This window comes from Paenibacillus amylolyticus (assembly GCF_050990605.1).
Lineage (GTDB): Bacteria > Bacillota > Bacilli > Paenibacillales > Paenibacillaceae > Paenibacillus > Paenibacillus amylolyticus_H.
Genome location: NZ_CP158832.1, coordinates 1,294,491 through 1,318,798, shown reverse-complemented (window position 1 = coordinate 1,318,798; position 24,308 = coordinate 1,294,491). Strand labels below are relative to the sequence as shown.

The following is a 24,308-nucleotide window of genomic DNA, read 5'->3' as shown; positions in this document are numbered from 1 at the left end:
CATAATCTCCTCCATGTCCTAATGTGTTGGTTACGCGTGCTTCACATATGTCTGAACAATGTCCTGCCATTCGGTAGACACTCTAACGATATCTTCTTCAATCAGCTGACTGCCGATCTGTACTTCAATGATCTCCAGTTCCGTAACGGCCCTGACGGAATGAAGCATACTCCGGTCAATGATCACTGTATCTCCTTGCCCGATCATTCGGCTCTGTCCATTCAGAATCAATTCCCCTGTTCCCGATACAACCGTCCACACCTCATTGCGAAGCAAATGGTATTGATAACTCAGGTTTTTCCCGGCACTGATGCAGATTCGTTTGGTGAGAACCTCGCCGCCAGCTTCGTTTCTTGTGTAATCCAAAACCCGATAGCAACCCCACCTACGCTCCTCATACATGGGGCGTTGATCCTCATTCTTCAAGATTTCCTTGATCCGTGGACTGGCTTCTTTGTCACTGACCAGAATCCCATCCGGACTCACGGCGACCACCACATCCGACAATCCCAATATGGCAACCGGAATGTTCAATTCATTCACCAGGTGGGTATTCAGGGAATCTCCCGTAATCCACCCTTTTCCTACAACCGAGCTTCCCATCTCTTCCGTGAGTGTGTTCCACGTGCCTAGATCTTTCCAGAAACCGTTATACGGAATAGCGATAATCTGATTGGCTCTCTCGACCACCTGGTAATCAAAACTGATTTTGTGCAGTCTTCCGTACTGTTTCAGTATCTCGTCATACTGTATCGGCAGTTCCATCTTAATGAGCAGATTAATTAAATATCCCAGCTTAAAAGCAAAAACCCCGCAATTCCATAATGCGGCCTGCTCAATCATGAGCGCTGCATCGGATTCGCAGGGTTTCTCCTGGAACTTCGCTACATTAACATATTCGTTGCTACTTTCACTGGGAGATGAAGATTGCGGAATGATATATCCGTACTTCTCTGACGGATACGTCGGCACCACTCCCATTAAGGCCAGATCGGCACCTGATTTATCGAGCATCTCTGGCAAGGTTGACAGAACCTCAAAGAACTCTTTTTCAACAAAAGGATCTACTGGCAACACTGCAATCGTCTCATTCAGACTCACACTCTCTACGGAATACAGATAGGAGGCTGCCAGCGCAATCGCAGGAAACGTATCTCTACGCTCGGGCTCCACAACCAGTCTCACATCGTCTCCCAGCTGAGAAGTCAGAATCTCCACCTGTGGCAAACTGGTTGCGATAAGAGCCTCTGATGCAAGTCCGGCATGATTCAGCTGTCTCCACACCCGCTGTACCATGGATTCCGGACTTCCTTCTGGCCCATGAAGAACTTTAAGAAATTGCTTGGATCTGGAATCGTTGGATAACGGCCAGAGACGCTTGCCAGAACCGCCGGATAACAGAATACTTCTCATAGGGCTGCACCATCCGACAACACAACCGTACTCGCTCCCTTGCCGTTCTCCGTTTGCTTGTTATATGTGCTGGTCTGATTGGATTCGAGTCTGCCTGCTGGATTGCTCTTGGTCCAGGCTGCATAATAATTCGAGTTCTTGCCATATGAATTATCCAGCAGGATGTTCGGTTGATCCAGGAGACAGGCCAGGATATGTCCATGCAGACGGGATGTCGTGATGGTTTGGTATTGATTGAATTCCTTAATGGCCGTATGTACCATCCGATCAGAGTATTTGTACCACAACCAGCGGGCGAAAGAGCTGCCTTTCCCTGACTTCAACCGGGATGTAATCATGCGAATGATCTTCCGGTCTACCCGGTTGTACAATGTCTCCCAGTCCTTAAACGTAGCCTTGGGTCCACTGACGGATTCGTAATGCACCTGATTCTGAGTTTTCTCAATGTCTTTACGGAAGAAATATAACATCTCTGCAGTAGGCTTGCTTTTGGACTTCAGAGGCCACAATTGATGTGCCATATCCGGGGATAGATACACATTGGTTTGTTGAAACTCTTTACTGGCTATCTCATAAGATAATGTGTCTCTGACAAAAAAGTGCACATCCTTATGACGGTTAAACACCTGGGCTGTCTTTTTCAATTCAATATCACTTTTATAAAACATCGTCTGAGGCAGAATCACAATCCGGTGATTGGGATGCTGGGCAATCATACGTTCTCTCAGTTTCTGATGGGCAGGGTACAGATCACCAAAGTTACCTCCCCCGTGCAACACAATCGTGATGCCTTCCGGAACCTTGAGAGACAGAGGGCAATCCAGAATGCTGTATCTGGCACGTACATGAATATCATTGTCCCGGAAGAAAGCCTCAGTACCTTTCATAATCAACAAGTCGCCACCATTGCTATGCACCGGGTAATCCAGATAATAGATCTCGGTACGCGGTGGAATGACCTTCAAAATCTGACGTAAATGTCCCTTCAACTCTTCCATTGGATGAATATTGTTAGTGCCCAGCATCTCCATCTCCTCCTTGGGTGACTCTTCTTCTTTTTTTGTTTAACCGTTCATAGAGGAACGGCAGATCTTCCTTGTCATAGAACATGGCGGCGAACTTCACCTTGAATACAATCTTCATCGCGGCCACAGTGACTACCATGCGCACAATGGACCCGATCAATAAGGCAATCGCAATTCCGTTGAGTCCCCATAGCGGGGTGAACACAAAGAACAAGGCCACCGTCACCGAGAGTGCAATAAGCTGTCTGATCATCACCAGCCCTGGCCGACCAAGCGCATTGAATGCAGATGCCAGAATCCATGAACCCCCACCAATAATGCATTCCACAGCCAAAATATAAAATGCGACACTCGCTTCCAGGAATTCAGAGCCAAACAGAAGACCCATCAGGTAGTTCCCCACAAACATGGTTGGTATCACAATGATCATCATGGCCATGAGCGAGATACGAAAGGCTCTGCCGACCGTTCGAATAATCTGCTCTTGGGGCAATCCGGTCACCTTCGGAAAAACCACATTGCTAATCGCTGTTTGAACCGCATTGTAGATTCTTGATAACGCAAATACGACGGAATACAATCCAAAATCACGCGGGGTGAGCAAAGCCAAAATAATAATTTTATCAAACTGGGTATACAGCGTTCCTAACAATTCAACGCCATACACCTTGCTGCCATAACCAAAAAGCTTCTTGGCTGAGCTCCGGTCCACCCGATCCTTGAACCACCTCAGTCTCAATTCATTGCGGTTGGCATAGATAGCCCACGCCACCACGGAGAAGCTGGTTACAAAATAGATCGCAGCCGCGAGCTGAATGCTCAGCATGCCCAGGCCCCATAACACAAAAAGCCCACCTACATTAAACAGGGGGATCATTAATCGAATGCCATTATAGACAGCAAATTTCTCCCGACTCTGCGAGAGGGCTGATATGAGATTGATGACAATAAGTACCGGAACGGTAGCAATCGTATACCATCTGGAGATCTGCACGACCTCCGGCGGAAAGCTGGAGAGCCAGAAGGGTAATCCAAACCAGGCCACAACACCAATGATGATGCACACTGGAACTTGAAAAAGAAAGCTTAATCGAACATACTGCGCACTCTTCTCGGTTGCGCTCTGTTTGATGTTGTAAATGATAGAAGTTGGTAGTCCGAAACCGACCAATCCGGTTAATAGCGCAGGCCAGAATAGAATGGCCGAAAACGCACCCTTTCCCTCTACGCCGAACATGCGTGACGTCAAAATGGAAGACAGCATCGTCAGTGTCATGACCAGCAGATTGGTTCCACTTGTCTGAAATATGGCACTCATGAAGCCATTTCCTCTGAATACTTTGCGAAGTGCAACTTGCGCCATAGCGATCCTCATCCCTTACTGTTTTGACGAAGCGACCCAACGATCATGCCGTTTCGGTAACATACTTTGGCAAGCTGACGAGTGAACCGATCTGCATTATAGATGTAGATCAGTGCCGTCGTGATCCCTTGTGCCAACTTAATGCCATGTTTGGCAGTACGCACAACACCACGGTCCTGATCACGAATGGCATCACTCACACCTTGCCAATAGATTCGGCGCAGAAACCAGTTCTTCGTTGTTCGCTCTTTGGCTACTTTATGTTGTACCGCACCATACGGCGTGTAATATACCTTGAACTTTGTCCGTATTCTTGCAATTAACTCACTCTCTTCACTAGAGAGAAGATTGTTCCCCACTCTTCCAAGGTCTTCACGGAAGGGAGCCAGTTGATCAAAGACGGATAAACGAAAAGCCACATTTGCACCAAATGGAATATAAGGACTTTTCATCTCAGTGACTTCATCTGCAAAATCCAGAATGGTGAACAGCGACCTGTTCTCTGGTGGAATCCACATTGGCTCAGGCACTTCCCAGATCGGGTCAATCTTGCCACCGACACAACCGATATTTTCATTCATCTCAAACACGCTAACGATCTGGCGAATCCAATCCCTGCAAGCAAAGGCATCATCGTCAAGGAACAGGATATACTCGCCGCGCGCCTCATGAATGGCCCGGTTACGGGCTACAGACAAGCCTTGCTTTTCTTCCAACACATACCGGATCGAATGGTTCTCATGCTGCAAGATGGTTTGGAGCACGATTTCTCGTGTGTTGTCTTTTGAATTGTTATCAATGAGTATGATCTCATAGTCGCTGCTTGCGTAATTCTGTTGTACGGCACTTCGTATAGCCTCTACCGCATCCTGTGCACGGTTATACGTACAGATCGCGACGGTTACTTTCATCATTTCATCCCCATATTTTTCAATTAGGTCCACCCGTTCATCTGCACTAACTGGAGTACAGGGTAAGTGTCCTTTGGGCAATCACTGGCCAATCCAGCCGCTCCAACGCTTTGACAAAACCACTGCCTTCCTGAAACTCCGATTGTTTTAATCGGATCATATTCATCGCTTTAAGCAATCCATCCGGATCAGAAGGTTCGTAGAGGACCGCACAATCTTCGGGCAGGTATTCCTCCAACAAGCCAATCCGTGGTGCCACCACAGGTTTACAGAAGGTCAATGCCAGAATTGCACTGCCTGAAGTAGCAATTTGCTTGTATGGAAGAATGATCGAATCGACTGCATCAAAATAATCCGAGTATTCATCATCTTCAATAAAATGAAAATGGGTATGAATATGTCCGCTCTCGAGAAATTCTTCACCGAGATCGTAGTCCTTCACTTTTTTACCGGCAATCAACAGATGGGCCTGATCCGAATCCAGCTCCTTGAATGCCTCCAGCAAATCATCCACGCCCTTGTACGGCGATACCTGACCGAAAAACGCATACACATAACTATCCTCCGGAATGCCAAACCGGGAGCGGATATTCACGCCTTTTCCCTGATAAACTCCCTTGTAGTGTCCATGCGGAATAACTTCGATCCGGCTGGAATCAATCCCAAACGTCGAGCAGATCTCAGAGATCAAGGGTTTGCCCATGACAATCAGCTTGGAGCAATTTCGAACCAGTATTTTTCTCATCCAATAATCGAAACGCGTTTTACCGCTGTTGTGAGGCCAGATGTTGTGCACCGTCCAGAACAATTTGGCCCCGCGCAAGCGTGCAAAACAAATCATCAATACATATAGAATGGATTTGATTACTGTGGACAACACGGATGAACCTCTGTAATAAAAGCTGGGCCAATGGAAATGCAGCACATCATTTTTTCTCAGTTTGATTAGATCTTTTTTGGTAAACTGTTTTACTTCCCATCCCTTGTTCTCAATGGAATCGGATAACAGCTCATTGAATTTATTGTTCTCAATCATCTTGGGCAGCATATACACCGTCGGATTTTCCATCCAGGCACCTCTTACTTTAGTTTCATTCGCACAGGTTCCTCTGTATACGTTCCAACTGCGCGCCTTGCATGAAATCTCATCAGAAACCCTTGCATCATAATTTTGGTATTACGCTTGAGCAGCACCCAATCTTTCCACCAGGGATACAGCGACAGTGCTTTTTTCAAATAAACGTTATTGCGAAGTGTATTTCTCGACCATTCCAGCATTCGATAGTGGTGTAACTGACGGCGTTTCTGTTCCTTGGACATATCATTGTAGTATTTCAAAATAATCTTGCGTTGGCCTTTGTACTTGGCCGTTGTAGAGGTTGAAATGCGCGGCCCATTATGGATGTTGATATCCACCAGCGGTTCTTTCACATTCACAGCGATGTAGCCTCGTTTCAAAATCCGAAGATAAAAGTCATAATCCTGGGCGGATGTCAAATTCTCATCGAATCGAACTTCACGGGCCAACGAGGTAAGTACCATGATTTTGGAGGTTTCCCCGATCCAGTTGAATGTAAGAAGATCCTCATACCGTACAACATCACGAGGCTCCACCGACAATTTCCGTTTGACCACCTGATGCTGCTCATTCGTATATGCGAGATATTTGCTGCAAAAGGTAAAGGATTCCTTGGTCCGCTCCAGCACTTCCGCCTGGGTTTTAATTTTGTCAGCCATCCATTCATCGTCATCATCCAGGAATGCAATATACTTGCCATTGGCATGGGATATCCCCACATTCCGTGCATGGTTGGCTCCTTTGGGATACGGAACCCGGATGTACCGAATGCGTGAATCTTCCCGGGTCCAAGCCTGACAGATTTCCGGCGTCTGATCTTCTGAACCATCATCTACTATGAAAATCTCCAGGTAGGGATGTGTTTGATCCTGTACACTTCTCAACGCATTTTTCAACAACTCGGCCCGATTATGGGTCGTAATGATGCAAGATACCAAGGGGTTCATTTCATCACCTTTTCCTGTTCACTAGGATACCTTCACTTGAAGTGCATCATATATTCCTGACAATCTGCCTACGAGAAGATTCATATCGAACTTATCCGATATAATCGCTCTGTTATGTGAACCCATTCTTGCTCTAACCTCTTCATCCGTGATGAGATATTCCAGCGCTGAGGTTAGCCCGTGCACATCTCCCGGCTCGATTAACAGCCCATTATGACCGGATGTAATCACTTCGGGGATGCCTCCGACGGTGGTCGATATAATGGGCAAGCCACAATTCATTGCTTCAAGTATGGCCATAGGTAATCCCTCATGATAAGAAGGCAGGACCAATAGATCCGCTTCCCGCATCAGCTTTTCCTTTTGCTCTCCGTTAATCCAGCCGAGTACGTTGACACTGTCCTCAATTCCATACTGCTGTACAAGTGCTTTGACTTCTTCAACTTCGCCATCCCCTGCCAGATTGAAGTTAGCTGTAACGCCCAGTGCCTTCAATTGCTGAATGGACTGAAGCAGATCGTAGACTCCTTTTCGCTCACCCAGTCTGCCCATGAAGAGAGCATTAACGGCCGCCTGTTGTTCTCTGGCAAACGGTTCTTTGACAAAGACCCCGTTATAAAGAACCTCGATGGATGTCTCTGGCACAATCGTAGCAAAGTATTCTTTCCACGTTTGAGACAAGACAATCAACTTATCTGCCTGATTCAGAATATAGTGACAATACTTGCGCTGCAGAGCGAATTGATTGTAGAAATCATCAAAGCTGGCCGCATGAATATGCAGAATGACTGACTTTCGAAACAACTTTCGTGCGGTTAGCAAAAATAGAGACTTCCGATAAAAGCTCCCGTTGTTCGCCATATGAATATGCACGATATCCGGCTTGAACGTGTACAGCTTCATCCAGAATTGAATGAATCCACGTATAAAAATAAGCAGCCGTGAGAACACGCTGCCCGTGATATACGTTTCGACCCGCTGCATGGCGTACATTTCCGAGATGGAGGAATCCTCAATGTTTTTGATGACACTCACTATTCCGCCCATATCCTTCAAGGATGATCCAACAACCAATACTTTTGGTTTCATGATAGACTCCTTTTTTTCATCGTTAATCTTCAGACTACTTACAGACTATTCACGTAATTTTTAATGGATGAGATCAGATCAGACTGTTTTCTCACATAGGGCTGGAATGCCAGCTCCTCTATGCCAGGAACCAACTTTTGCAATTCAGCCTGACTCTCCGCGACGGCCACATAGCCGTTTTCCTGAAAAACCTTGGAGATTTCAAGCTGATGGTCATCCACATGCTCGCCCCATTCTTTCCGGCGTGGAATGACAATAACCGGCTTGCCGCGTTCAAGAGAATTTGTGATGGAGCCAACACCCGCATGAGAAATAATGCATCTGCTGCGCTGCACATATTCATTCATCTCTTCCTGCGTGAGGAAGGGAATTGCAGTGAAGTTTCGCGGCTGATACGCCGTATAACCTGATTGGGCGACAACCTCTTCTACAATAATGCCCGCCTCAATCGCCTCGTCAATAAGCTCAAACATCCGATTAAAGGGAAAGCGCTGGGTTCCAACGATAGCAAATATCAAAATAAAGCCCCCCTATACTTCGCATTGGGATAGCTATCCTGCAACGTTTCCCATTGGATAAAGAACTCATCCGAGATTTTGTACATCAACCTTCCGGTTGCGCTGGAGGAATAGATTTTGGCATAACTTTCGATATAGATCAGCTTGGCACCGAAGATTTTACCGATAAGGCAAAAAGGGTAGGTAGCTCCCGCCCCTGTTGTAATGATTACCTTTGGACGCTCACGCAGATATAGAAAGAACGACTTGATAATATTAGCCACAAAGATTAGCAAGAACATCGCATTCTTCCGCTCTTGCTGCATCAAGAAGTATACTTTGCCCTGTGCCGAATCTACTTTTCTGCTTTTGTTCTTCTCGGTAATCAGGAAATAATCATGTTCTTCAACCGCAGGAATAATTTTGGTTAATTCATCAAAATGACCGCCTGTAGAACTGATCAAACAGACCTTCATGTTCTAATCTCCTTTGAAAAGGATACGTCCAGCCCCTGACTTGGAATACACTCCATTGCCCGTAGCATACAACGCGTTTAGGAGGATACAGAATGGAGCAATCAGATGAACCGTGGACAGGGTATTGTCAAAAAAGGAATAGGTCAGGAAACCGATAATCATACCGGCAAAATACAACCGGATCATGCCGCCCAATCGGAAGTAAACAGCCCGGAACACCAGCAGCAGCGATAGAAACAACAGGATGGCTCCGACCAACCCGCCATCGTAATAAAAACGAATGTATTCATTATGCGGAACAACGAATCCAGAAAAGATACTTCCATCATTAGCTACGAGCGTTGAGCCAAGCCCACGTCCAAATATCGGATACTCATTCGCTTTGCCTATAAAATAATTCCAGGCTACATCCCTTCCCGACAAGCCTTTGCTCTCTGACCTCATCTCATAATTGTCCCACTGCGCAATCACCATATAGCCTACGGCCACAATGAACAAAATGAGAGGAATAATGGCACTGACTCTGCCTTTGATGAAGGCTTTCAGTTGATCAAAAAGATAGACCAGAATAATTGGAATAAGCGCAATAAGTGGCCCCCTTGTTCCTGTCTGGACCAGAATGACGAGATGTGTCAAGGTAAGCATGTAATACAGAACAACCTGATGGCCTTGCTTGATCTGAATCAGACAGACGCAGATCGAGATAAAACACAACATGGCCAGATGCGCGGCGATGTTGGCTCCCTGTAACCGGGTTACGCCCGACATCTCCAGGTTAGTAATGGACAATATGCCGGCAAGTTGCAGAATATAACCACCAGCAAGACTGAACAGTGGCAACCATGCGAGTACACGTATAATTCGTTGACTGATCTCTCTTGAAAAATGGGGCATCAGCAATAAAAAAGGAACAATGACTCCCAGAAAGGCCTTGAATGGATCGAGCGGACTAACCTTACTGGGCAGATCCGATAGAAAATAACTCTCCACAAATAAAAAAACAATCGCCAGTGCAGGGTATATCAGATCTTTTCGAATACCAAAGCGTAAAAAAAGAGAGACGACAAAACCAAGAATCGCCAGCTTGTAGAAGGACAGCGAATCCAGTCCTGCCAGATGAATGCTAAATATCTTATCAATGGACAATGAAAAACTTACAATGAGAATCATAAAGATCCAGCTGGGCTGTTTAATATAAACGCCCAGCAGAATCACAGCTAAGAGTGCAACAACCGAGACTAGCGGAAGATAGATTGCTGCGAAGACAATTACCAGCGAAAAAAGAATGATATTAAACGACTTCATATTCAATGCAGCAAGTATACCGGTCTTTTGCATATCTGCTATGCCACCTCAAAGCCAGAATCGTGTTTCAAAACGCATCCTTCGAACCTACCAGCACCTTGAACGTTCTGAAGATAATTTTGATATCCACCATCATGCTGCGCTCACGGGCATACGTCAGATCCAGCTCAACCATTTCTTCAAAACCAACACTATTTCGACCGCTGACTTGCCATAATCCCGTACATCCGGGGATCATCTGCAGACGTTGTCTGTCATAGGAAGTGTAGTTCTTCACTTCTCTTGGCAGAGCCGGTCTGGGTCCAACGAGACTCATCTCTCCTCTGAACACGTTCCACAACTGTGGCAGCTCATCCAGACTGGTTTTCCGAATGAACTTTCCAATCCGGGTAATGCGGGGGTCGTTTTTCATTTTGAACATGTTCCCATTCACTTCATTTTGATCAATCAATTGTTCCAGCAGATCTTCTGCGTTTGTAACCATGGACCTGAATTTGTACATATAAAACTCTTTTCCATTCTGTCCGACCCGTACCTGACGAAAAAAAACAGACCCCTGCGGGGCCTCGATTTTGATCAGTAATCCGATGACGGCAAACAAGGGGCACAAAATGATCAAACCTATGAAAGAACCCAGCAAATCGAGCATTCTTTTCATAAATAGATACACTTTATCCGCATTTTGTCCTGACATCGTTGATGCATTGTACCCCAGACTTGGGTCCATAACAATCTCCGCTTCCTTCGATTGGGGAGATGGACTCATTCAAACTCCCCCCCGGCTGCATGTTCTACTGACTCTTTATCCAGAATCTGTTGCAGAGCTTGCAGCATTGGAATTCTAAGTTCCTGTTTTTGCAGAGCGAAGTCGATGGTTGTCAAAATGAATCCCAGTTTCTCGCCCACGTCATAACGTACTCCCTCGAAATCGTAAGCATACACTCCTTGTGTCTCATTTAAACGCTGAATCGCATCTGTTAATTGAATCTCTCCCCCTTGACCAATCTCCTGTTGCTCCAGATGTTCGAAAATCTCTGGACTCAGTACGTATCTCCCCATAATCGCCAGGTTGGAAGGTGCTGTGCCTTGGGCAGGTTTCTCTACGAACCTGAGAACCTCTGTCAAACGGCCATCCGATTGAAGCGGGTCCACAATGCCGTATCTGTCTGTTTGTTCAGCAAGTACGGTTTGTACGCCAACAATGGAATGTTGAACCTGATCATATTGATCAATCAATTGCTTGGTGCATGGAACTTCCGATACGACGATGTCATCTCCGAGCAACACGGCAAAAGGTTCGTCACCGATAAAGTTACGTGCACACCAGACAGCATGACCAAGTCCTTTGGCCTCTTTTTGTCTTATGTAGTGGATATCCACGTTAGAGGATTTGCGAACCTCTTCAAGCAGGCCCAGCTTCCCTTTTTCCAGCAAGTTATGTTCCAGTTCAAAAGCGTTGTCGAAATGATCTTCAATCGCTCGCTTCCCTTTACCAGTTACGATAATGATGTCTTCAATTCCAGAGGCAATGGCTTCCTCAACGATATACTGTATAGTTGGTTTGTCCACAATAGGGAGCATTTCTTTGGGCATCGCTTTAGTGGCTGGCAAAAAACGTGTACCTAGTCCAGCTGCAGGAATGATTGCTTTTCTCACTTTTTTCATAAATACCACCCTATCCTCTTTTTTTAGTTTGATAAAAGTTGAACCAGGGCATCTAACCCGTCCTCACGTCATACCTTTGACGATTAACGTCTAAGGTTCACTGAACCCACAGCATGACCGAGTGCCTACAGTGATAAAGGTGCAGTAGACATTACCTGTTTAATGAACATATAGAGTTGAACTTTGATTACTCTCCGTAACTCACCGGAACTGTAGCGTTTTTGATATTGTTCAGAATTGCGCCAAGAATTCGTGCATTTACATGCTCGAGGGCAGCCTTGGTCTTCTTCACCAGTTCCTTCTTGACCTTGCCCGAGTTCACGACCAGCAGCACGCCATCACACAGCGAACTCACAATGAGTGCATCCGTTACTGCGAGTACCGGTGGTGTATCAAACATGATGACATCATATTGATCCTCTAACTTCTCAATCAGGTTTTTCATCCGGTTGGAACCGATCATCTCGGAAGGGTTCGGCGGAATTGGGCCAGACGTGAACAGCTGGAGATTATCGATATAGCTCTCTCTAAGCACCTCTTCCACACTGTACTGATTGGACAGCACACTGCTGAGACCGACATGATTGGGTACGGAAAACACTTGGTGCAACGAAGGGTTACGCAGATCCGCATCGATTAGCAGCACTTTCTTGCCTTCCTGGGCATAGGTCACTGCCAGATTGCTAATGGTTGTGGTCTTTCCTTCGCCGGATTCAGCGGAAGCCACCATGATTTTTTTGATATGACTGTCGATTGAGGAGAACTGAATATTGGTCCGTAATTTACGGTATCCCTCCGAGATTTGAGATTTGGAGTTAAAATAGGTCACCAGACTGTTATTTTCATTGGTTAGCCGCGACATATTTGCCATCCCCCACTTTCTGTTGAGATACGTAATTTTTCGTATTTTTCAGATCATCTTTTTTCATTTTGGATATCACCGTAAGCACAGGCAGGCCCAGTTCTTTTTCAAGTTCGGTTTCGGATTTGAATGTGTCATCCAGATAATCCATCAGGAATACGAGTGCAATCGCAAGCACAAGACCTGCGAACAGACTGACAATGATGCTTAATGTGGTTTTCATATTGATTGGAGATGCGTTACTATCCACTTTGGCTTCACTGAGAATAGCCACATTATCAATTTTCATGATTAGGGGGATTTGAGATTGAAATACGCTGGAGATGGCATTAACTGTTTTTGCGGCTTTTTCGTAGGAAGTCCCTTGTACAGTTATGCTCATCACTTGGGACTCGCTTGCTGTAGAGACGGAGGTGCTATTCATGAGCTGGGCTGAGGTTAAGCCCAAGTCTGGATACGTGGTAGCGACTTTATCCATAATGGCAGAAGATTTAATAATTTCTCTGTAAGAGTTAATAAGTTTGATATTGGTTTGAATCATGCTGAAGTCCATCATCGCCTGGCCTTGAACGTTAGAGGTCTGGTTCACGATCAGTTTGGAACTTGCCTCATAGATGGGCTGGGTGAAGAATATGCTTTTGACCCCTGCACCCACACCGGCTATCAAAGCAATTGCAACAATCAACCACAGTTTCTTTTGTAAGAGTCGAAAATATCCTTTCAGTTCCACTTTCATTCCTCCTATACGTTGTGATCTATCCTATGTAACTACCAGATGGACAGTAGCCATTTGCGAGGTTTCCAGCGTTCTGTGACCAGACACGAATTCGATAGAATGTGCGACGCATTTTCTGTTAGCCTCTTCACGGCTTCAGCTCCAAATCGACGCTCGATGGCCCGCTCTCCTTCACTTATGGCAAATGTCCTTTTGCACGTATCATGTGCATCTGATGAAATGAAATGAAACCCGTTTTCTTTGCAAAAATGAAAACACCACTGCCGAACTTTCCGTCCGAAAAGCCCAGTGAAAGATTGAGCTGTGAGCTGACATAGTCCGCCTTGACGCAAGTAATCAGCCAACAACCTTGGCTTCTTCAAAATGACACGATTGCGTTCCGGATGAGCAATAATAGGGGTAATTCCCGCTATTCGTAATTCATGCAGTATCCTGGGGAACTGTGAGGGAATATGACCAAAGGGTAGTTCCAGCAACATGTAACGACTTCCGGCGAGTGTGCAGCACTTTCCTGCATATAAGTCTCCAATCAGGTTGTCATGCACCCTGATTTCCTGTCCGGGACGGATCTCCAGGCGAATGTTGCGTTTGCGAAGTTCTGCATGAAGCAGGTTCACGGCCTGATTGACCACCATCGGTTCATTGTTGTATTGCCCGTTCAGGTGATGCGGAGTAGCAATAATGGAGGTAACTCCTGAGGCTGCCGCCTTCTCAGCCATCGCAACGGACTGCTCCATTCGAACAGGACCATCATCCAGGCCGGATAATATGTGGCAGTGCATTTCAACCATATCCAAACTTCCTGAAATAGTATGAGCCCCCTCGCCCCTTTATTCATTGCGCAAATGCTTTTGGTGTTAAAGAACTAATGCATAACGCTATGAAATATAGTAAAATGGCGTTAAGTACATGTTTTGTTCAGAAAATGTTAAGAATCGACTTGGAATTATATGGTGAAATCAATGTAATGATAGGGTTTCTGCAGAGCCTTCTGCTCTGTAGCCTTTTCATACTGAAAACGGGAAATCGTGGGAAACTGAACTTCAGTAAGCATTGTGTTTAACTGTCCAGTTATATATAGTTTCTGTTCGTGCTGAATATGCAAGTTTGAATGATACATTGTGAGCTCTCCGAAGGGCTGCTTCCATTGCAACCTTGCTTGAAGTCTTACACATACATGATGATCCTCAACATCTAAACCTATGAGCATTTCTGATGATACTGGCAAGTTCAGGTCGCTCAGGAAGGTGATTGCTCGAGTGTCCATTCCAAGTAACAGAACAGGGCGTCTTTTGCGGTCTACCATTTTCCCATGAAACTCCTGAATGTACATATGGACATTTAATTTCATATCAGCCCATTCCTGAATTATTGAATACATGGTTTCATTCCTTTAGAATGGATTAGCATACATGGACTGCCTCCACTTCCTTCTCACAGGTATATGGTTCAGGCAACAGGGAGATACTTAAAATATCCCAAATGATACATTTTGTAACTCCATACGTCCAATTTACGATACAATACGTATCATGTCAAGCGGTATTTGGACATGGTTCTTTTGATTTACGACAATTTGAGATGTCCTTAGACAGACCTATTTACAAATGGAAATGGGTTAAAGGAAACACATGAGGAGTTACTCTTTTGCAGGAAAGCTGCCCTGATCAAACACTTGGCTCAGGATTGTTTCAATATATATTTGATGTCGTTCAGGGGGAAATAGCTTATGAGCTACGGAAATCGCATTGCTGAATTACGGGAACAGCGGGGACTTACTCAAGAAGAACTTGCGAGCTCCATTCATATTACAAGAGCTGCTCTCTCCCACTACGAGAAGAACCGTCGTAAACCGGATTTCGAAGTGTTAACGAGACTTGCTGACATCTTTGAGGTGTCTATTGATTATCTCATAGGACGTACGAAGCAAAGCGATGTCGTGATGGATGAAGACGTACGTGAATTCGTTGATACCTTGGAGTTGTCGGATAAGGAAGTGTTGGAACGCTTCGATCTGATGATTGATGGGAAGTCCTTAACAGAAGAAGAGGCACGTCGTTTTATTGCGTTTGTCCGAATGGAACGCAGCATGGACTAAACCCGAAAAGAGGACCCAGTTCCCGAGAGATGATATCTCTGGCTTCTGGGCTTTTTTTTGTGTCCTGATTCCCTCCACTCCATGCTTGTCTATTGTGTTAAGGACGCTTGTTGTTGACGGAGGATACGAAATGGTTCCAACGCTCCGGGTCGATTCCGCATTGCAGTAAAACTTTCATGATGTCCATCTGGGTTGCTTCGACTTGTTTCCCTGTCGGCCTACGATCGTCCCTGTTTGGATGCTTCATATTCATTCCGCTAACCTCTCTTATCTATATACTTTCCCTGCCCTCCAAAACTAGCCTTATTATACTTGAGAACGTTCCTCGATGTTGTCGTCTCATGACGATAACGTTTTTTGAAGCGGTTCTAATTTTGTCGAAAGCCAAATAGGAGCTATATGGTGCCAGATTGGCAACCCTATAGCTCCTATTATTCTTCATACAACCTATTCATGCACTTCCAGCTTTGAACAAGGAGTTATTAGCCTCCAGCTCTTGCAAGTTCACGCATATTCGCTTCAAACGCTGCAAGCAATGCTGCTTCTCCAGTCAAGCCTGTCGCCTGAACCCGTTCAATCTGCTCAGTCATACGCTTGAAGTCCTTCGGAATAACCCGAACGAACTGGTTCACCGCATCTTGCCAGTTATCCAGAATGCGCTGACCGACAGCACTTCCTGTATTGGTAACATGATGTTGAATCATGCCTCGCAGATCTGCACTTTCGGCTACATCTTCGATCCGCTCCAGAAGAACCATTTCCAGATTACAACGTTTCAGGAATGTGCCTTCCGGATCATACACATAAGCAATACCTCCGGACATCCCTGCTGCAAAGTTACGACCTGTATCGCCCAGTACAACGACACGTCCACCTGTCATATACTCACAACCATGGTCGCCTACACCTTCAACGACGACTTTGGCGCCCGAGTTACGTACAGCAAATCGCTCACCCGCAATACCACGGATATACGCTTCACCGCTTGTTGCTCCGTAGAGAGCCGTGTTACCGATAATGATGTTATCTTCCGCCTCAAACGTTGCTTTCGGAGAAGGCATCACGATGAGTTTACCTCCGGACAGTCCTTTACCTACGTAGTCATTGGAATCCCCTTCAACGGTCAAGGTCATACCTTTAGGTACAAAGGCCCCAAAGCTTTGCCCGGCAGAGCCGACAAACTTGAATTTAACCGTATCTTCAGGCAATCCTGCGAGTCCATATTTGCGTGTGATCTCACTACCCAAAATGGTACCTACTGCACGGTTAACGTTCGTAATTGGAAGCACCGCTTCAACCGGTTGACCGGATTCAATAGCAGACTGTGCCAGTGGCAACAATTGTTGCATATCCAGCGTTTCTTCCAATTGGTGATTCTGATGCTGTGTACGGTAACGTGCAGAGCCTTCCGGCATTTCAGGCACGTGCAGCAACACAGACAGATCCACACCTTTTTTCTTCCAGTGATCTACGGCTTCTATCGTTTCGAGGCAATCTGTACGTCCGACCATCTCCTGAATTGTACGGAAACCAAGATCAGCCATGATCTCACGCACATCTTCAGCAACAAATCGCATGAAGTTAACCACATGAGCAGGATCACCCATATAATTTTTACGCAATTCCGGATTCTGTGTCGCTACACCAACCGGACAGGTATCCATTTGACAGACACGCATCATGATACAGCCAAGTGCAACGAGCGGTGCTGTAGAGAAACCATACTCTTCAGCTCCAAGCAAGGCTGCAATCACCAAGTCACGGCCGTTAAGCATTTTGCCGTCTGTTTCGAGGACGACACGGTCACGCAGATTGTTCAGCATCAACGTTTGATGTGTCTCTGCAAGACCTAGTTCCCAAGGCATACCTGCGTGGCGAATCGAACCTTGTGGTGATGCACCTGTACCACCGTCATAACCGCTGACGAGGATAATATCGGCACGGCCTTTGGCTACACCAGCTGCGATGGTACCCACGCCCACTTCTGATACAAGCTTCACGTTAATCTCAGCACGCGGGTTGGCATTTTTCAAGTCATAGATCAACTCTGCCAGATCCTCAATCGAGTAGATATCGTGATGCGGTGGTGGCGAGATCAGACCTACACCCGGTGTTGAACCACGGACTTCAGCAACCCAAGGGTACACTTTACGTCCTGGCAGCTGCCCGCCTTCACCCGGTTTAGCTCCCTGTGCCATTTTGATCTGAATCTCGTCGGCATTAACCAAATAGTTCGATGTCACACCGAAACGTCCGGATGCTACCTGTTTAATCGCACTGCGACGGGAATCCCCGTTGCTATCTTTAATGAAGCGAGCCGGATCTTCTCCACCTTCACCGGTATTGGATTTACCTCCAACACGGTTCATAGCGATGGCAAGATCTTCATGCGCCTCCTTACTGATCGAACCGAAGGACATTGCACCTGTTTTGAAACGACGCATGATATCTTCTACGGATTCAACTTCTTCGAGTGGAATGGAAGCTCCCACCGGTTTCAGTTTCAGCATGGAGCGAATGGTCAACAGTTGATCATTCTCACCTTGCACAAGTTTGGAATATTTTTTATACAGCTTGTAATCCCCAGTACGTACTGCGTGTTGCAGGGTATGAATGGTTTGCGGATTGAACAGATGCTCTTCTCCGTCGTTACGCCATTGATAATCGCCACCGGAATCCAATACTTTATCGTTACCGTCTTTTTCCGTAAAGGCACGGTTATGATGTGTCAGCGCTTCGGCTGCCACTTCTTCCAACCCAATTCCGCCGATACGGGAAGGTGTCCAGGTAAAGTAACGGTCAACGAAATCTGATTTCAGACCTACCGCTTCAAAGATTTGAGCTCCGCGATACGATTGAATCGTAGAAATCCCCATTTTGGACAACACTTTAGTAACACCTTTGGTAGCTGCCTTAATGTAATTTTTCACTGCTTTCTCATGCGAGATACCCCGCAGCAACCCTTGTTGAATCATGTCATCCAGCGTTTCAAAAGCCAGATAAGGGTTCACGGCACTTACACCGTATCCGAGCAACAACGCGTAGTGGTGAATATCACGCGGTTCTGCCGATTCGAGCATAATGCTGACTTTTGTTCTGGTTCCCTGACGAATCAGATGGTGATGCAGACCTGCTACAGCAAGCAATGCAGGAATGGCAGCATTCTCTGCGTCCACACCGCGGTCTGACAGAATCAGAATGTTATGACCTTTGTCGATGACACGATCCGCAGCTTCGAAGAGCAAATCCATCGCTTTGCGAAGTCCTTCTGCTCCTTCGGCAGCGGTGAAGAAGATTGGAATCGTCATGGAGCGGAAGCCTGGGCGACGCACATGGCGAATCTTCGCAAAGTCTTCATTGGACAATACCGGTGTATCGAGACGGATCTGGCGACAGCTCTCCGGTTCAGGGTTCAGCAAGTTGCGTTCAGGACCAATGGTTGTTGCCGTAGACGTTACAATCTCTTCACGGATTGCATCGATTGGCGGATTGGTTACCTGGGCGAACATCTGTTTAAAATAATTGTACAGGCGCTGCGGACGATCCGACAGCACAGCCAGTGGTGCATCATAACCCATCGAACCCGTAGCTTCCATACCTGTTGTTGCCATGGGCTCCAGGATTTTACGCAGTTCTTCAAATGTATAACCATATGCCAGCTGAAGCTGGGTCACGTTATCATGTTTTGGATCAGGAAGTTCCGGGGCTTCCGGCAGCTCACTCAGATCCATCAAATGCTCATCAAGCCAATCCTGATACGGATTCTCGGCTGCAATGATTGCTTTAACTTCCTCATCGGAGATAATGCGGCCTTCTTGCGTGTCCACAAGCAACATCCGACCTGGACGCAGACGATCCTTGTAGAGGATCTCTTCCGGCGCGATATCAAGTACCCCAACTTCAGAGGACAGGATAATGCGGTCATCCTTGGTTACATAATAACGAGCTGGACGCAAACCGTTACGGTCAAGTGTTGCACCAATTTGCAAACCATCTGTGAAGGCCATTGCTGCTGGTCCATCCCAAGGCTCCATCATCGTGCTGTGATATTCATAAAATGCTTTTTTGGCAGGGTCCATTCCCTCATCCGTGCTCCAAGGTTCAGGAACCATCATCATGGCCACGTGTGGCAGGGAACGTCCACTCAGATACAAGAACTCCAGTGTGTTATCAAACATGGCTGTATCCGAACCGTCCGGATTGATGACCGGTTTTACTTTGGCGATGTCGTTACCGAACAACTCACTCTCGAACAAGGACTGTCTAGCATGCATCCAGTTCACGTTACCACGCATCGTGTTGATCTCACCGTTGTGGATCATGAAGCGATACGGGTGGGCACGTTCCCAGCTTGGGAAGGTGTTTGTGCTGAAACGGGAATGCACAAGTGCAATAGCCGATTCAACGAGATCTTGCTGCAGATCCAGATAGAACTCTCCAACTTGCTCCGTTGTCAGCATGCCTTTATATACAATTTTGCGACAAGACAAGCTAGGAAGGTAGAATGAACCGCCTTCTGCTTCATCTGCCGAATAACGAATAGCCAGCTCAGCGCGTCTGCGAATAACATACAGCTTACGCTCGAATCCAAGCTCATCCTTCACATCTGCGGATCTTCCAATGAACACCTGACGTACATAAGGTTTCGCTGCAAGTGCAGAACGGCCAAGCATTTCATCAAAAGTAGGAACATCCCGGAAACCCAGGAACGTCTGTCCTTCTTCTTCAATAATCTTCTTGAGGCTCTCTTCATGCGCACCACGGATGGCAGGGTCTTGGGAAAGGAACAACATCCCTACGCCATAGAAGCCCTGTTCAGGCAATGCAAAACCAAGACGTTCTGCTTCCTGTGCAAAATAGCGATGTGGAATCTGAATCAGGATACCTGCTCCGTCACCGGAATTCGGTTCACTTCCCTGTCCTCCACGGTGTTCCATGTTACTGAGCATCGTCAGTGCCTGACTAACGATATCGTGTGAAGGTACTCCTTTGATGTTGGCAACAAAACCCATTCCGCATGCGTCTTTTTCGAACTGCGGGTCATACAGACCCTGTTTTGGAGGTAATCCGATGTGTCTCATGGAACGCAACCTTTCTATAATGAAGTATTTCGGAAAGATCAAGAACATAGGCAACAGGCAACAATGAAACGGGAGGAGCTGGCCTTTCGCTTGCGATAGAGCCTGCTAGATAGAAGAGGTGACAGCATGAGACTGTCAAAATTAATGCCTGCTATTGGGCAGAAGCCATTAAATGAGATGAGCTGATCCGGACGATCCGGCAAACATCATGTATAAATCAACACGCAGCCGCTGGCACGGCTACTGAAATGGAGCGACGTTTTTTTGATATAGTTCTATTATTTTAACACCGACCTAACATCAGCGCAATTTAAACTTTTTAATACCTCTGATAAGAAATGTTTTGCAGTACAGCTTTACAGTAATGACGTTTAAATTCATCTCTTTTTCGAATAATTATACACTTTTTATGCCAGAGTACAACTGAATTAAATTGCTGACAGAAGAAAATCGTACCATGTGCAGCCTGCGTTTATCCATAATTCCACCAAATTTTCACTGCTTAAGCCAGCGAAACTTTACTTCTCTATGCATTTGTATACAAAATAGCCTGCAACCCCTTTTTGGGGTCACAGGCTATTTGCACTATTTGACTACTATATTGCATAATTTCACTACAAGAAAATAAAGTTTTTTTCAAAAATCTGTCCCTGCTGAGGATCAGGTTCGACTTATGCCGTCACAACTTGACCAGAATCAGCCTGTTCGACTTCTTTTTTCGGACGTCTGCCATTCCAGAGGAAGTAGGCCAGCGTCAACACGATGGATACACCGGCATAGATACTTAGAATTTCCGCCTGATGCCACATCACATCCAGATTGCCACTCGAGACAACGGCTTTGAAGCCCATAATGCTGTGTGTCATTGGTAACCAAGGACTAAACGCCTGAAGCCACGATGGAATCAGTTCTACCGGGAAAGTACCTGCACTAGCCGCAAGTTGGAAGACCAGCAGCAGAATGACAACATAACGTCCAGGCAGATCCAGCCAAGTCACAAGTGCCTGAACGATCAACATGAAGGTCAGCCCCGTGACAATGGTAAACAGATAGAACAGCCCTACGCTGTGCGTCTCCAGTCCAAGACCATATAACATGAAGCTTGCCACGATAACCGATTGGAAAATACTTACGGAGCCAAATACCAGTGTCCGGCTGACAAAACGATTCCAGCCTGTTGCACCAGGTACAGACGTTTCCCGCATTTTCAATACAATCGTGGAAATTAACGATCCCACAAACAGACCGATCGACAGGAAGAACGGTGTCAATCCTGTACCATAATTGCTTACGTTCTCTGCTGTGTTCTCCGAGGAGTTTACCGGTTCAGCGAACATGTTCACTACGTCATCCGTTTTCTTAACTTCGGATGTTTTCTGCGCGGCATCATTCAGCTTGGTTGCCAGTTCACTTGAGCCATCTTTTAGCTCGGTAAGACCGTCAGCCAGTTTGCCCGCGCCTTCACCCAGTTGCTTGGAGCCATCGGTTAGTGAATGAACGCCACCACTTAGTTTACCTACCCCCGTTTGCAAAGCTGTTGTCCCTGAGCCCAGTTGCTTGGCACCATCCGCAAGCAATGTACCGCCACTTGCAGCATCACCCAGTTTGCCGCTGAATTGCTTCAGACCATCGGAGAGCTGTGCTCCTCCTTGACTAAGCTGTCCGGCACCAGCCAATAATTGCTGCTGACCATCCACCAGCTGGTTCGCACCAGCCAGAAGTTGCTGCTGACCTCCATGAAGCTCGGCTGCACCCGCAGCCAGCTGCTGGTTACCCTGATGCAGCTGATCTGCACCCTGTGCCAGCTTCTGCTCGCTCTCATGCAACTGTGCACTACCATCGGCAACAGCTTCACTCGCCGCAAGCAGTTTCTGTACATCCGCATTTTCGGCCAGTTCCGGGTTCGATTCAGCAAGCTGCTTCAATCCGGCAGCTACGCCTTGTGCGCCATCAGCAACCTTACTGCTGCCATCTACGGCCGCTTGCAAGCCTGTTGCCAAAGTACCGCTGCCTTGAACGGCACTTTGCAGACCATCCGCCAGCTTCGCACTGCCCTGTTCTGACGATTTCAGGCCAGCCTGCAACTTACTTGTGCCATCCAGTGAAGACTGGAGTCCGGTTTCCAACTTGGCGCTGCCATCCTTCAACTGATCTGCTCCGCTCTGAAGCTGGCTCGAAGCGGCTGCCTGAAGCTGTTGCAGACCGGATACAAGATTTGATGTTCCACTTTCAAGCTTGGTTGCTCCTGTGTGCAGCGCGTTAACACCATCACTTAATGGAGAAAGTCCTTCCTGAAGTTCAAGCGTTCCTGATGCAAGCTTCGCCAGGTTATCCTTAAGCTTAACAGCACCATCATCCAGTTTGCCTGCGCCGGTATTCAGTTCACCTGCCCCATCACCTGCCTCAGCCAAGCCATCCGATACTTCGGAGAACTTGTCGAGCAATGTTTCTGCATAAGATTCCGTTACTTTGGCTGAGACTTTTGCTTTCAGGTCCTTAATAGCGGTCTTACCAATCTGTGCACCAACAAAGCTGTAATTGCCATTCGGTTCATAGATCAGCTCAGCCGGCTCCGGCTTGTCATTGAGCAATGTTGTTGCTTGGGATGAGAAGTTCTCTGGAATCGTAATTTGCATATAATATTTGTCATTACTCATGCCTTCTTTAGCTTGACTGGCACTGACAAAATCCCATTTGAAATCGGCATTTTTCTTCAGCTCATCCACCAGATCACTACCCACATGGAGGGTTTTCCCCTCCAGCTCAGCGCCTTTGTCCAGATTGACAACGGCAACCGGCATCTCATCCACATGACCATACGGGTCCCAATAGGCTGCCAGATAAATGCCACTATACAGGATCGGTATAAACATAATTGCAATAACAGGGATCAACACCTTCGGGTTTCTCACGGCCGATCCCACATCCTTGAAAAACACGGATAAAGATTTCATGTCATTTTCTCCCCTTAATCTCTCTGCTCTATGAGCAGGAATAACCATAATGAAATACAATGTTTCATTCCAGAAAACATACTGAAACACGAACTGACCACTTTCCTCAAATGGTCACTTTAGGGCAAAAAAACAACCTGTCTTCCGACAAGCCTCCCTGCTTGATACGCGTAAAAATCCTTGTATTATAGTAGATTAAATTCGGATTACGTTACAGCAGCAATTCCTTCCATTAAGAAAAGGCGAAAGTAAGTCTTGATTTCCTCTTTGCTCAGCGGTTGATGTTGTTTGCTCCAGTCTGAGGTGAGTGCAATATACAGGCGAATCATCATAAATGCGACGACTTGCGGATCACAATCTCGAATCTCTCCATTGTCTTTCGCTTTCTCAAGCTCCTTAGCCAGAAAATCGGAGATTACTTTCTCCACCTTGTCCAATCCTTCCTTGGCCTGCAGCGTTCCAAAGTCCTTCAGCTCCTGAGATAACTTAACGAGCAGATCGTGATCACGACGAAACTCTAACAATGCATCCAGTACCCGAAACAGATTATCGAAAAATGCACTTTCCTGATGTACTTCACGATGTGCGATGTTCTTCATTTCCTGAATCACTTCTACCAAAATCTGATCAAACAATTGTTCCTTATTGGTGAAAAACGTATAGATCGTTCCTTTGCCAACGTTCGCAATCTTGGCGACCTGATCCATCGTCGTTGCTTTGTATCCAAACATGGCAAACGACTGGGCTGCTGCATGAATAACCTGCTGTCTCCTGTCAATCGGAGCCATCGTATCCCTCCTTTAATTAC

Annotated in this window: 21 protein-coding genes; 1 reads left to right on the top strand and 20 read right to left on the bottom strand. The window is 46.4% G+C overall.

Annotation, left to right across the window (positions count from 1 at the left end; genetic code table 11):
- Positions 1-30: 30 nt before the first annotated feature.
- The 16 genes from ABTV53_RS05855 to ABTV53_RS05780 all read right to left on the bottom strand — a co-directional run bounded on the left by ABTV53_RS05855 (position 31) and on the right by ABTV53_RS05780 (position 14,673).
- Complete coding sequence (locus tag ABTV53_RS05855) at positions 31-1,413, bottom strand: sugar phosphate nucleotidyltransferase (protein WP_433751580.1); 1,383 nt, start codon at positions 1,411-1,413, stop codon at positions 31-33.
- Positions 1,410-2,438 (bottom strand): polysaccharide pyruvyl transferase family protein, encoded by a 1,029-nt coding sequence (locus ABTV53_RS05850; RefSeq protein WP_433751578.1) that lies wholly within the window; start codon positions 2,436-2,438, stop codon positions 1,410-1,412. Before ABTV53_RS05850 ends, ABTV53_RS05855 begins: the two co-directional genes overlap by 4 nt.
- Positions 2,425-3,801 carry a lipopolysaccharide biosynthesis protein gene (locus tag ABTV53_RS05845; protein ID WP_433751576.1) on the bottom strand — a complete coding sequence of 459 codons (1,377 nt, stop codon included), beginning with the start codon at positions 3,799-3,801 and terminating at the stop codon, positions 2,425-2,427. Before ABTV53_RS05845 ends, ABTV53_RS05850 begins: the two co-directional genes overlap by 14 nt.
- 8 nt (positions 3,802-3,809) lie before the next feature.
- On the bottom strand, positions 3,810-4,715 hold the full coding sequence (locus ABTV53_RS05840) for a glycosyltransferase (protein WP_433751574.1): 906 nt from the start codon (positions 4,713-4,715) through the stop codon (positions 3,810-3,812).
- Between the two features lie 43 nt (positions 4,716-4,758).
- Positions 4,759-5,781, bottom strand: a complete 1,023-nt coding sequence (locus ABTV53_RS05835) for a glycosyltransferase (RefSeq protein ID WP_433751573.1) — start codon at positions 5,779-5,781, stop codon at positions 4,759-4,761.
- An 11-nt stretch (positions 5,782-5,792) separates the two neighbouring features.
- On the bottom strand, positions 5,793-6,737 hold the full coding sequence (locus ABTV53_RS05830) for a glycosyltransferase family 2 protein (protein ID WP_433751571.1): 945 nt from the start codon (positions 6,735-6,737) through the stop codon (positions 5,793-5,795).
- 21 nt (positions 6,738-6,758) lie between these two features.
- Positions 6,759-7,826, bottom strand: coding sequence for a glycosyltransferase family 4 protein (locus ABTV53_RS05825; RefSeq protein WP_433751569.1), 1,068 nt, complete (start codon positions 7,824-7,826; stop codon positions 6,759-6,761).
- A 38-nt stretch (positions 7,827-7,864) separates the two neighbouring features.
- Positions 7,865-8,344, bottom strand: a complete 480-nt coding sequence (gene pssE, locus ABTV53_RS05820; protein WP_433751567.1) for a PssE/Cps14G family polysaccharide biosynthesis glycosyltransferase — start codon at positions 8,342-8,344, stop codon at positions 7,865-7,867.
- Positions 8,341-8,799 (bottom strand): PssD/Cps14F family polysaccharide biosynthesis glycosyltransferase, encoded by a 459-nt coding sequence (gene pssD, locus ABTV53_RS05815; RefSeq protein WP_036611329.1) that lies wholly within the window; start codon positions 8,797-8,799, stop codon positions 8,341-8,343. The genes pssE and pssD overlap by 4 nt, the downstream gene beginning before the upstream one ends.
- Positions 8,800-8,802: 3 nt before the next feature.
- On the bottom strand, positions 8,803-10,137 hold the full coding sequence (locus ABTV53_RS05810) for an O-antigen ligase family protein (protein ID WP_433751566.1): 1,335 nt from the start codon (positions 10,135-10,137) through the stop codon (positions 8,803-8,805).
- A 34-nt stretch (positions 10,138-10,171) separates the two neighbouring features.
- A complete protein-coding gene (locus tag ABTV53_RS05805; protein WP_433751564.1) occupies positions 10,172-10,870 on the bottom strand; it encodes a sugar transferase in 699 nt (232 codons plus the stop codon).
- Positions 10,867-11,769: a UTP--glucose-1-phosphate uridylyltransferase GalU gene (galU, locus tag ABTV53_RS05800; RefSeq protein WP_433751562.1), complete on the bottom strand. Its 903-nt coding sequence runs from the start codon at positions 11,767-11,769 to the stop codon at positions 10,867-10,869. Before galU ends, ABTV53_RS05805 begins: the two co-directional genes overlap by 4 nt.
- A 187-nt stretch (positions 11,770-11,956) precedes the next feature.
- Positions 11,957-12,631: a CpsD/CapB family tyrosine-protein kinase gene (locus ABTV53_RS05795; RefSeq protein ID WP_433751560.1), complete on the bottom strand. Its 675-nt coding sequence runs from the start codon at positions 12,629-12,631 to the stop codon at positions 11,957-11,959.
- The gene (locus ABTV53_RS05790) at positions 12,612-13,367 is read right to left on the bottom strand and encodes a YveK family protein (protein WP_433751558.1); all 756 of its coding nucleotides are present in this window, start codon (positions 13,365-13,367) and stop codon (positions 12,612-12,614) included. The genes ABTV53_RS05795 and ABTV53_RS05790 overlap by 20 nt, the downstream gene beginning before the upstream one ends.
- 32 nt (positions 13,368-13,399) lie before the next feature.
- The gene (locus tag ABTV53_RS05785) at positions 13,400-14,158 is read right to left on the bottom strand and encodes a tyrosine-protein phosphatase (protein WP_433751556.1); all 759 of its coding nucleotides are present in this window, start codon (positions 14,156-14,158) and stop codon (positions 13,400-13,402) included.
- Between the two features lie 155 nt (positions 14,159-14,313).
- Complete coding sequence (locus tag ABTV53_RS05780; protein WP_433751554.1) at positions 14,314-14,673, bottom strand: hypothetical protein; 360 nt, start codon at positions 14,671-14,673, stop codon at positions 14,314-14,316.
- Positions 14,674-15,096: 423 nt separating this feature from the next.
- Between ABTV53_RS05780 and ABTV53_RS05775 the strand changes: the two genes are divergently transcribed.
- Positions 15,097-15,465 (top strand): helix-turn-helix domain-containing protein, encoded by a 369-nt coding sequence (locus ABTV53_RS05775; RefSeq protein WP_017690127.1) that lies wholly within the window; start codon positions 15,097-15,099, stop codon positions 15,463-15,465.
- A gap of 97 nt (positions 15,466-15,562) precedes the next feature.
- Here ABTV53_RS05775 and ABTV53_RS05770 read toward each other — a convergent pair whose 3' ends face one another.
- From ABTV53_RS05770 to ABTV53_RS05755, 4 genes are all read right to left on the bottom strand, one after another.
- Positions 15,563-15,718, bottom strand: a complete 156-nt coding sequence (locus ABTV53_RS05770; RefSeq protein WP_017690128.1) for a hypothetical protein — start codon at positions 15,716-15,718, stop codon at positions 15,563-15,565.
- Between the two features lie 229 nt (positions 15,719-15,947).
- Positions 15,948-20,546: a glutamate synthase large subunit gene (gltB, locus tag ABTV53_RS05765; protein WP_433751552.1), complete on the bottom strand. Its 4,599-nt coding sequence runs from the start codon at positions 20,544-20,546 to the stop codon at positions 15,948-15,950.
- Positions 20,547-21,217: 671 nt separating this feature from the next.
- Positions 21,218-23,500, bottom strand: coding sequence for a YhgE/Pip family protein (locus tag ABTV53_RS05760; protein WP_433751550.1), 2,283 nt, complete (start codon positions 23,498-23,500; stop codon positions 21,218-21,220).
- A 206-nt stretch (positions 23,501-23,706) separates the two neighbouring features.
- Positions 23,707-24,288: a TetR/AcrR family transcriptional regulator gene (locus ABTV53_RS05755; protein ID WP_036611349.1), complete on the bottom strand. Its 582-nt coding sequence runs from the start codon at positions 24,286-24,288 to the stop codon at positions 23,707-23,709.
- Positions 24,289-24,308 lie beyond the last annotated feature (20 nt).

Excerpts from the sequence above, each read along its gene's own strand:
- pssD (WP_036611329.1), bottom strand. The coding sequence starts at position 8,799 with ATGAAGGTCTGTTTGATCAGTTCTACAGGCGGTCATTTTGATGAATTA.
- ABTV53_RS05830 (WP_433751571.1), bottom strand. The coding sequence starts at position 6,737 with ATGAACCCCTTGGTATCTTGCATCATTACGACCCATAATCGGGCCGAG.
- ABTV53_RS05780 (WP_433751554.1), bottom strand. The coding sequence starts at position 14,673 with ATGGTAGACCGCAAAAGACGCCCTGTTCTGTTACTTGGAATGGACACT.
- ABTV53_RS05850 (WP_433751578.1), bottom strand. The coding sequence starts at position 2,438 with ATGCTGGGCACTAACAATATTCATCCAATGGAAGAGTTGAAGGGACAT.
- ABTV53_RS05785 (WP_433751556.1), bottom strand. The coding sequence starts at position 14,158 with ATGGTTGAAATGCACTGCCACATATTATCCGGCCTGGATGATGGTCCT.
- ABTV53_RS05775 (WP_017690127.1), top strand. The coding sequence starts at position 15,097 with ATGAGCTACGGAAATCGCATTGCTGAATTACGGGAACAGCGGGGACTT.
- ABTV53_RS05840 (WP_433751574.1), bottom strand. The coding sequence starts at position 4,715 with ATGATGAAAGTAACCGTCGCGATCTGTACGTATAACCGTGCACAGGAT.
- ABTV53_RS05805 (WP_433751564.1), bottom strand. The coding sequence starts at position 10,870 with ATGAGTCCATCTCCCCAATCGAAGGAAGCGGAGATTGTTATGGACCCA.
- gltB (WP_433751552.1), bottom strand. The coding sequence starts at position 20,546 with ATGAGACACATCGGATTACCTCCAAAACAGGGTCTGTATGACCCGCAG.
- ABTV53_RS05760 (WP_433751550.1), bottom strand. The coding sequence starts at position 23,500 with ATGAAATCTTTATCCGTGTTTTTCAAGGATGTGGGATCGGCCGTGAGA.
- ABTV53_RS05795 (WP_433751560.1), bottom strand. The coding sequence starts at position 12,631 with ATGTCGCGGCTAACCAATGAAAATAACAGTCTGGTGACCTATTTTAAC.
- ABTV53_RS05790 (WP_433751558.1), bottom strand. The coding sequence starts at position 13,367 with ATGAAAGTGGAACTGAAAGGATATTTTCGACTCTTACAAAAGAAACTG.
- ABTV53_RS05845 (WP_433751576.1), bottom strand. The coding sequence starts at position 3,801 with ATGGCGCAAGTTGCACTTCGCAAAGTATTCAGAGGAAATGGCTTCATG.
- ABTV53_RS05825 (WP_433751569.1), bottom strand. The coding sequence starts at position 7,826 with ATGAAACCAAAAGTATTGGTTGTTGGATCATCCTTGAAGGATATGGGC.
- ABTV53_RS05810 (WP_433751566.1), bottom strand. The coding sequence starts at position 10,137 with ATGCAAAAGACCGGTATACTTGCTGCATTGAATATGAAGTCGTTTAAT.
- ABTV53_RS05770 (WP_017690128.1), bottom strand. The coding sequence starts at position 15,718 with ATGAATATGAAGCATCCAAACAGGGACGATCGTAGGCCGACAGGGAAA.
- ABTV53_RS05835 (WP_433751573.1), bottom strand. The coding sequence starts at position 5,781 with ATGGAAAATCCGACGGTGTATATGCTGCCCAAGATGATTGAGAACAAT.
- ABTV53_RS05755 (WP_036611349.1), bottom strand. The coding sequence starts at position 24,288 with ATGGCTCCGATTGACAGGAGACAGCAGGTTATTCATGCAGCAGCCCAG.
- galU (WP_433751562.1), bottom strand. The coding sequence starts at position 11,769 with ATGAAAAAAGTGAGAAAAGCAATCATTCCTGCAGCTGGACTAGGTACA.
- ABTV53_RS05855 (WP_433751580.1), bottom strand. The coding sequence starts at position 1,413 with ATGAGAAGTATTCTGTTATCCGGCGGTTCTGGCAAGCGTCTCTGGCCG.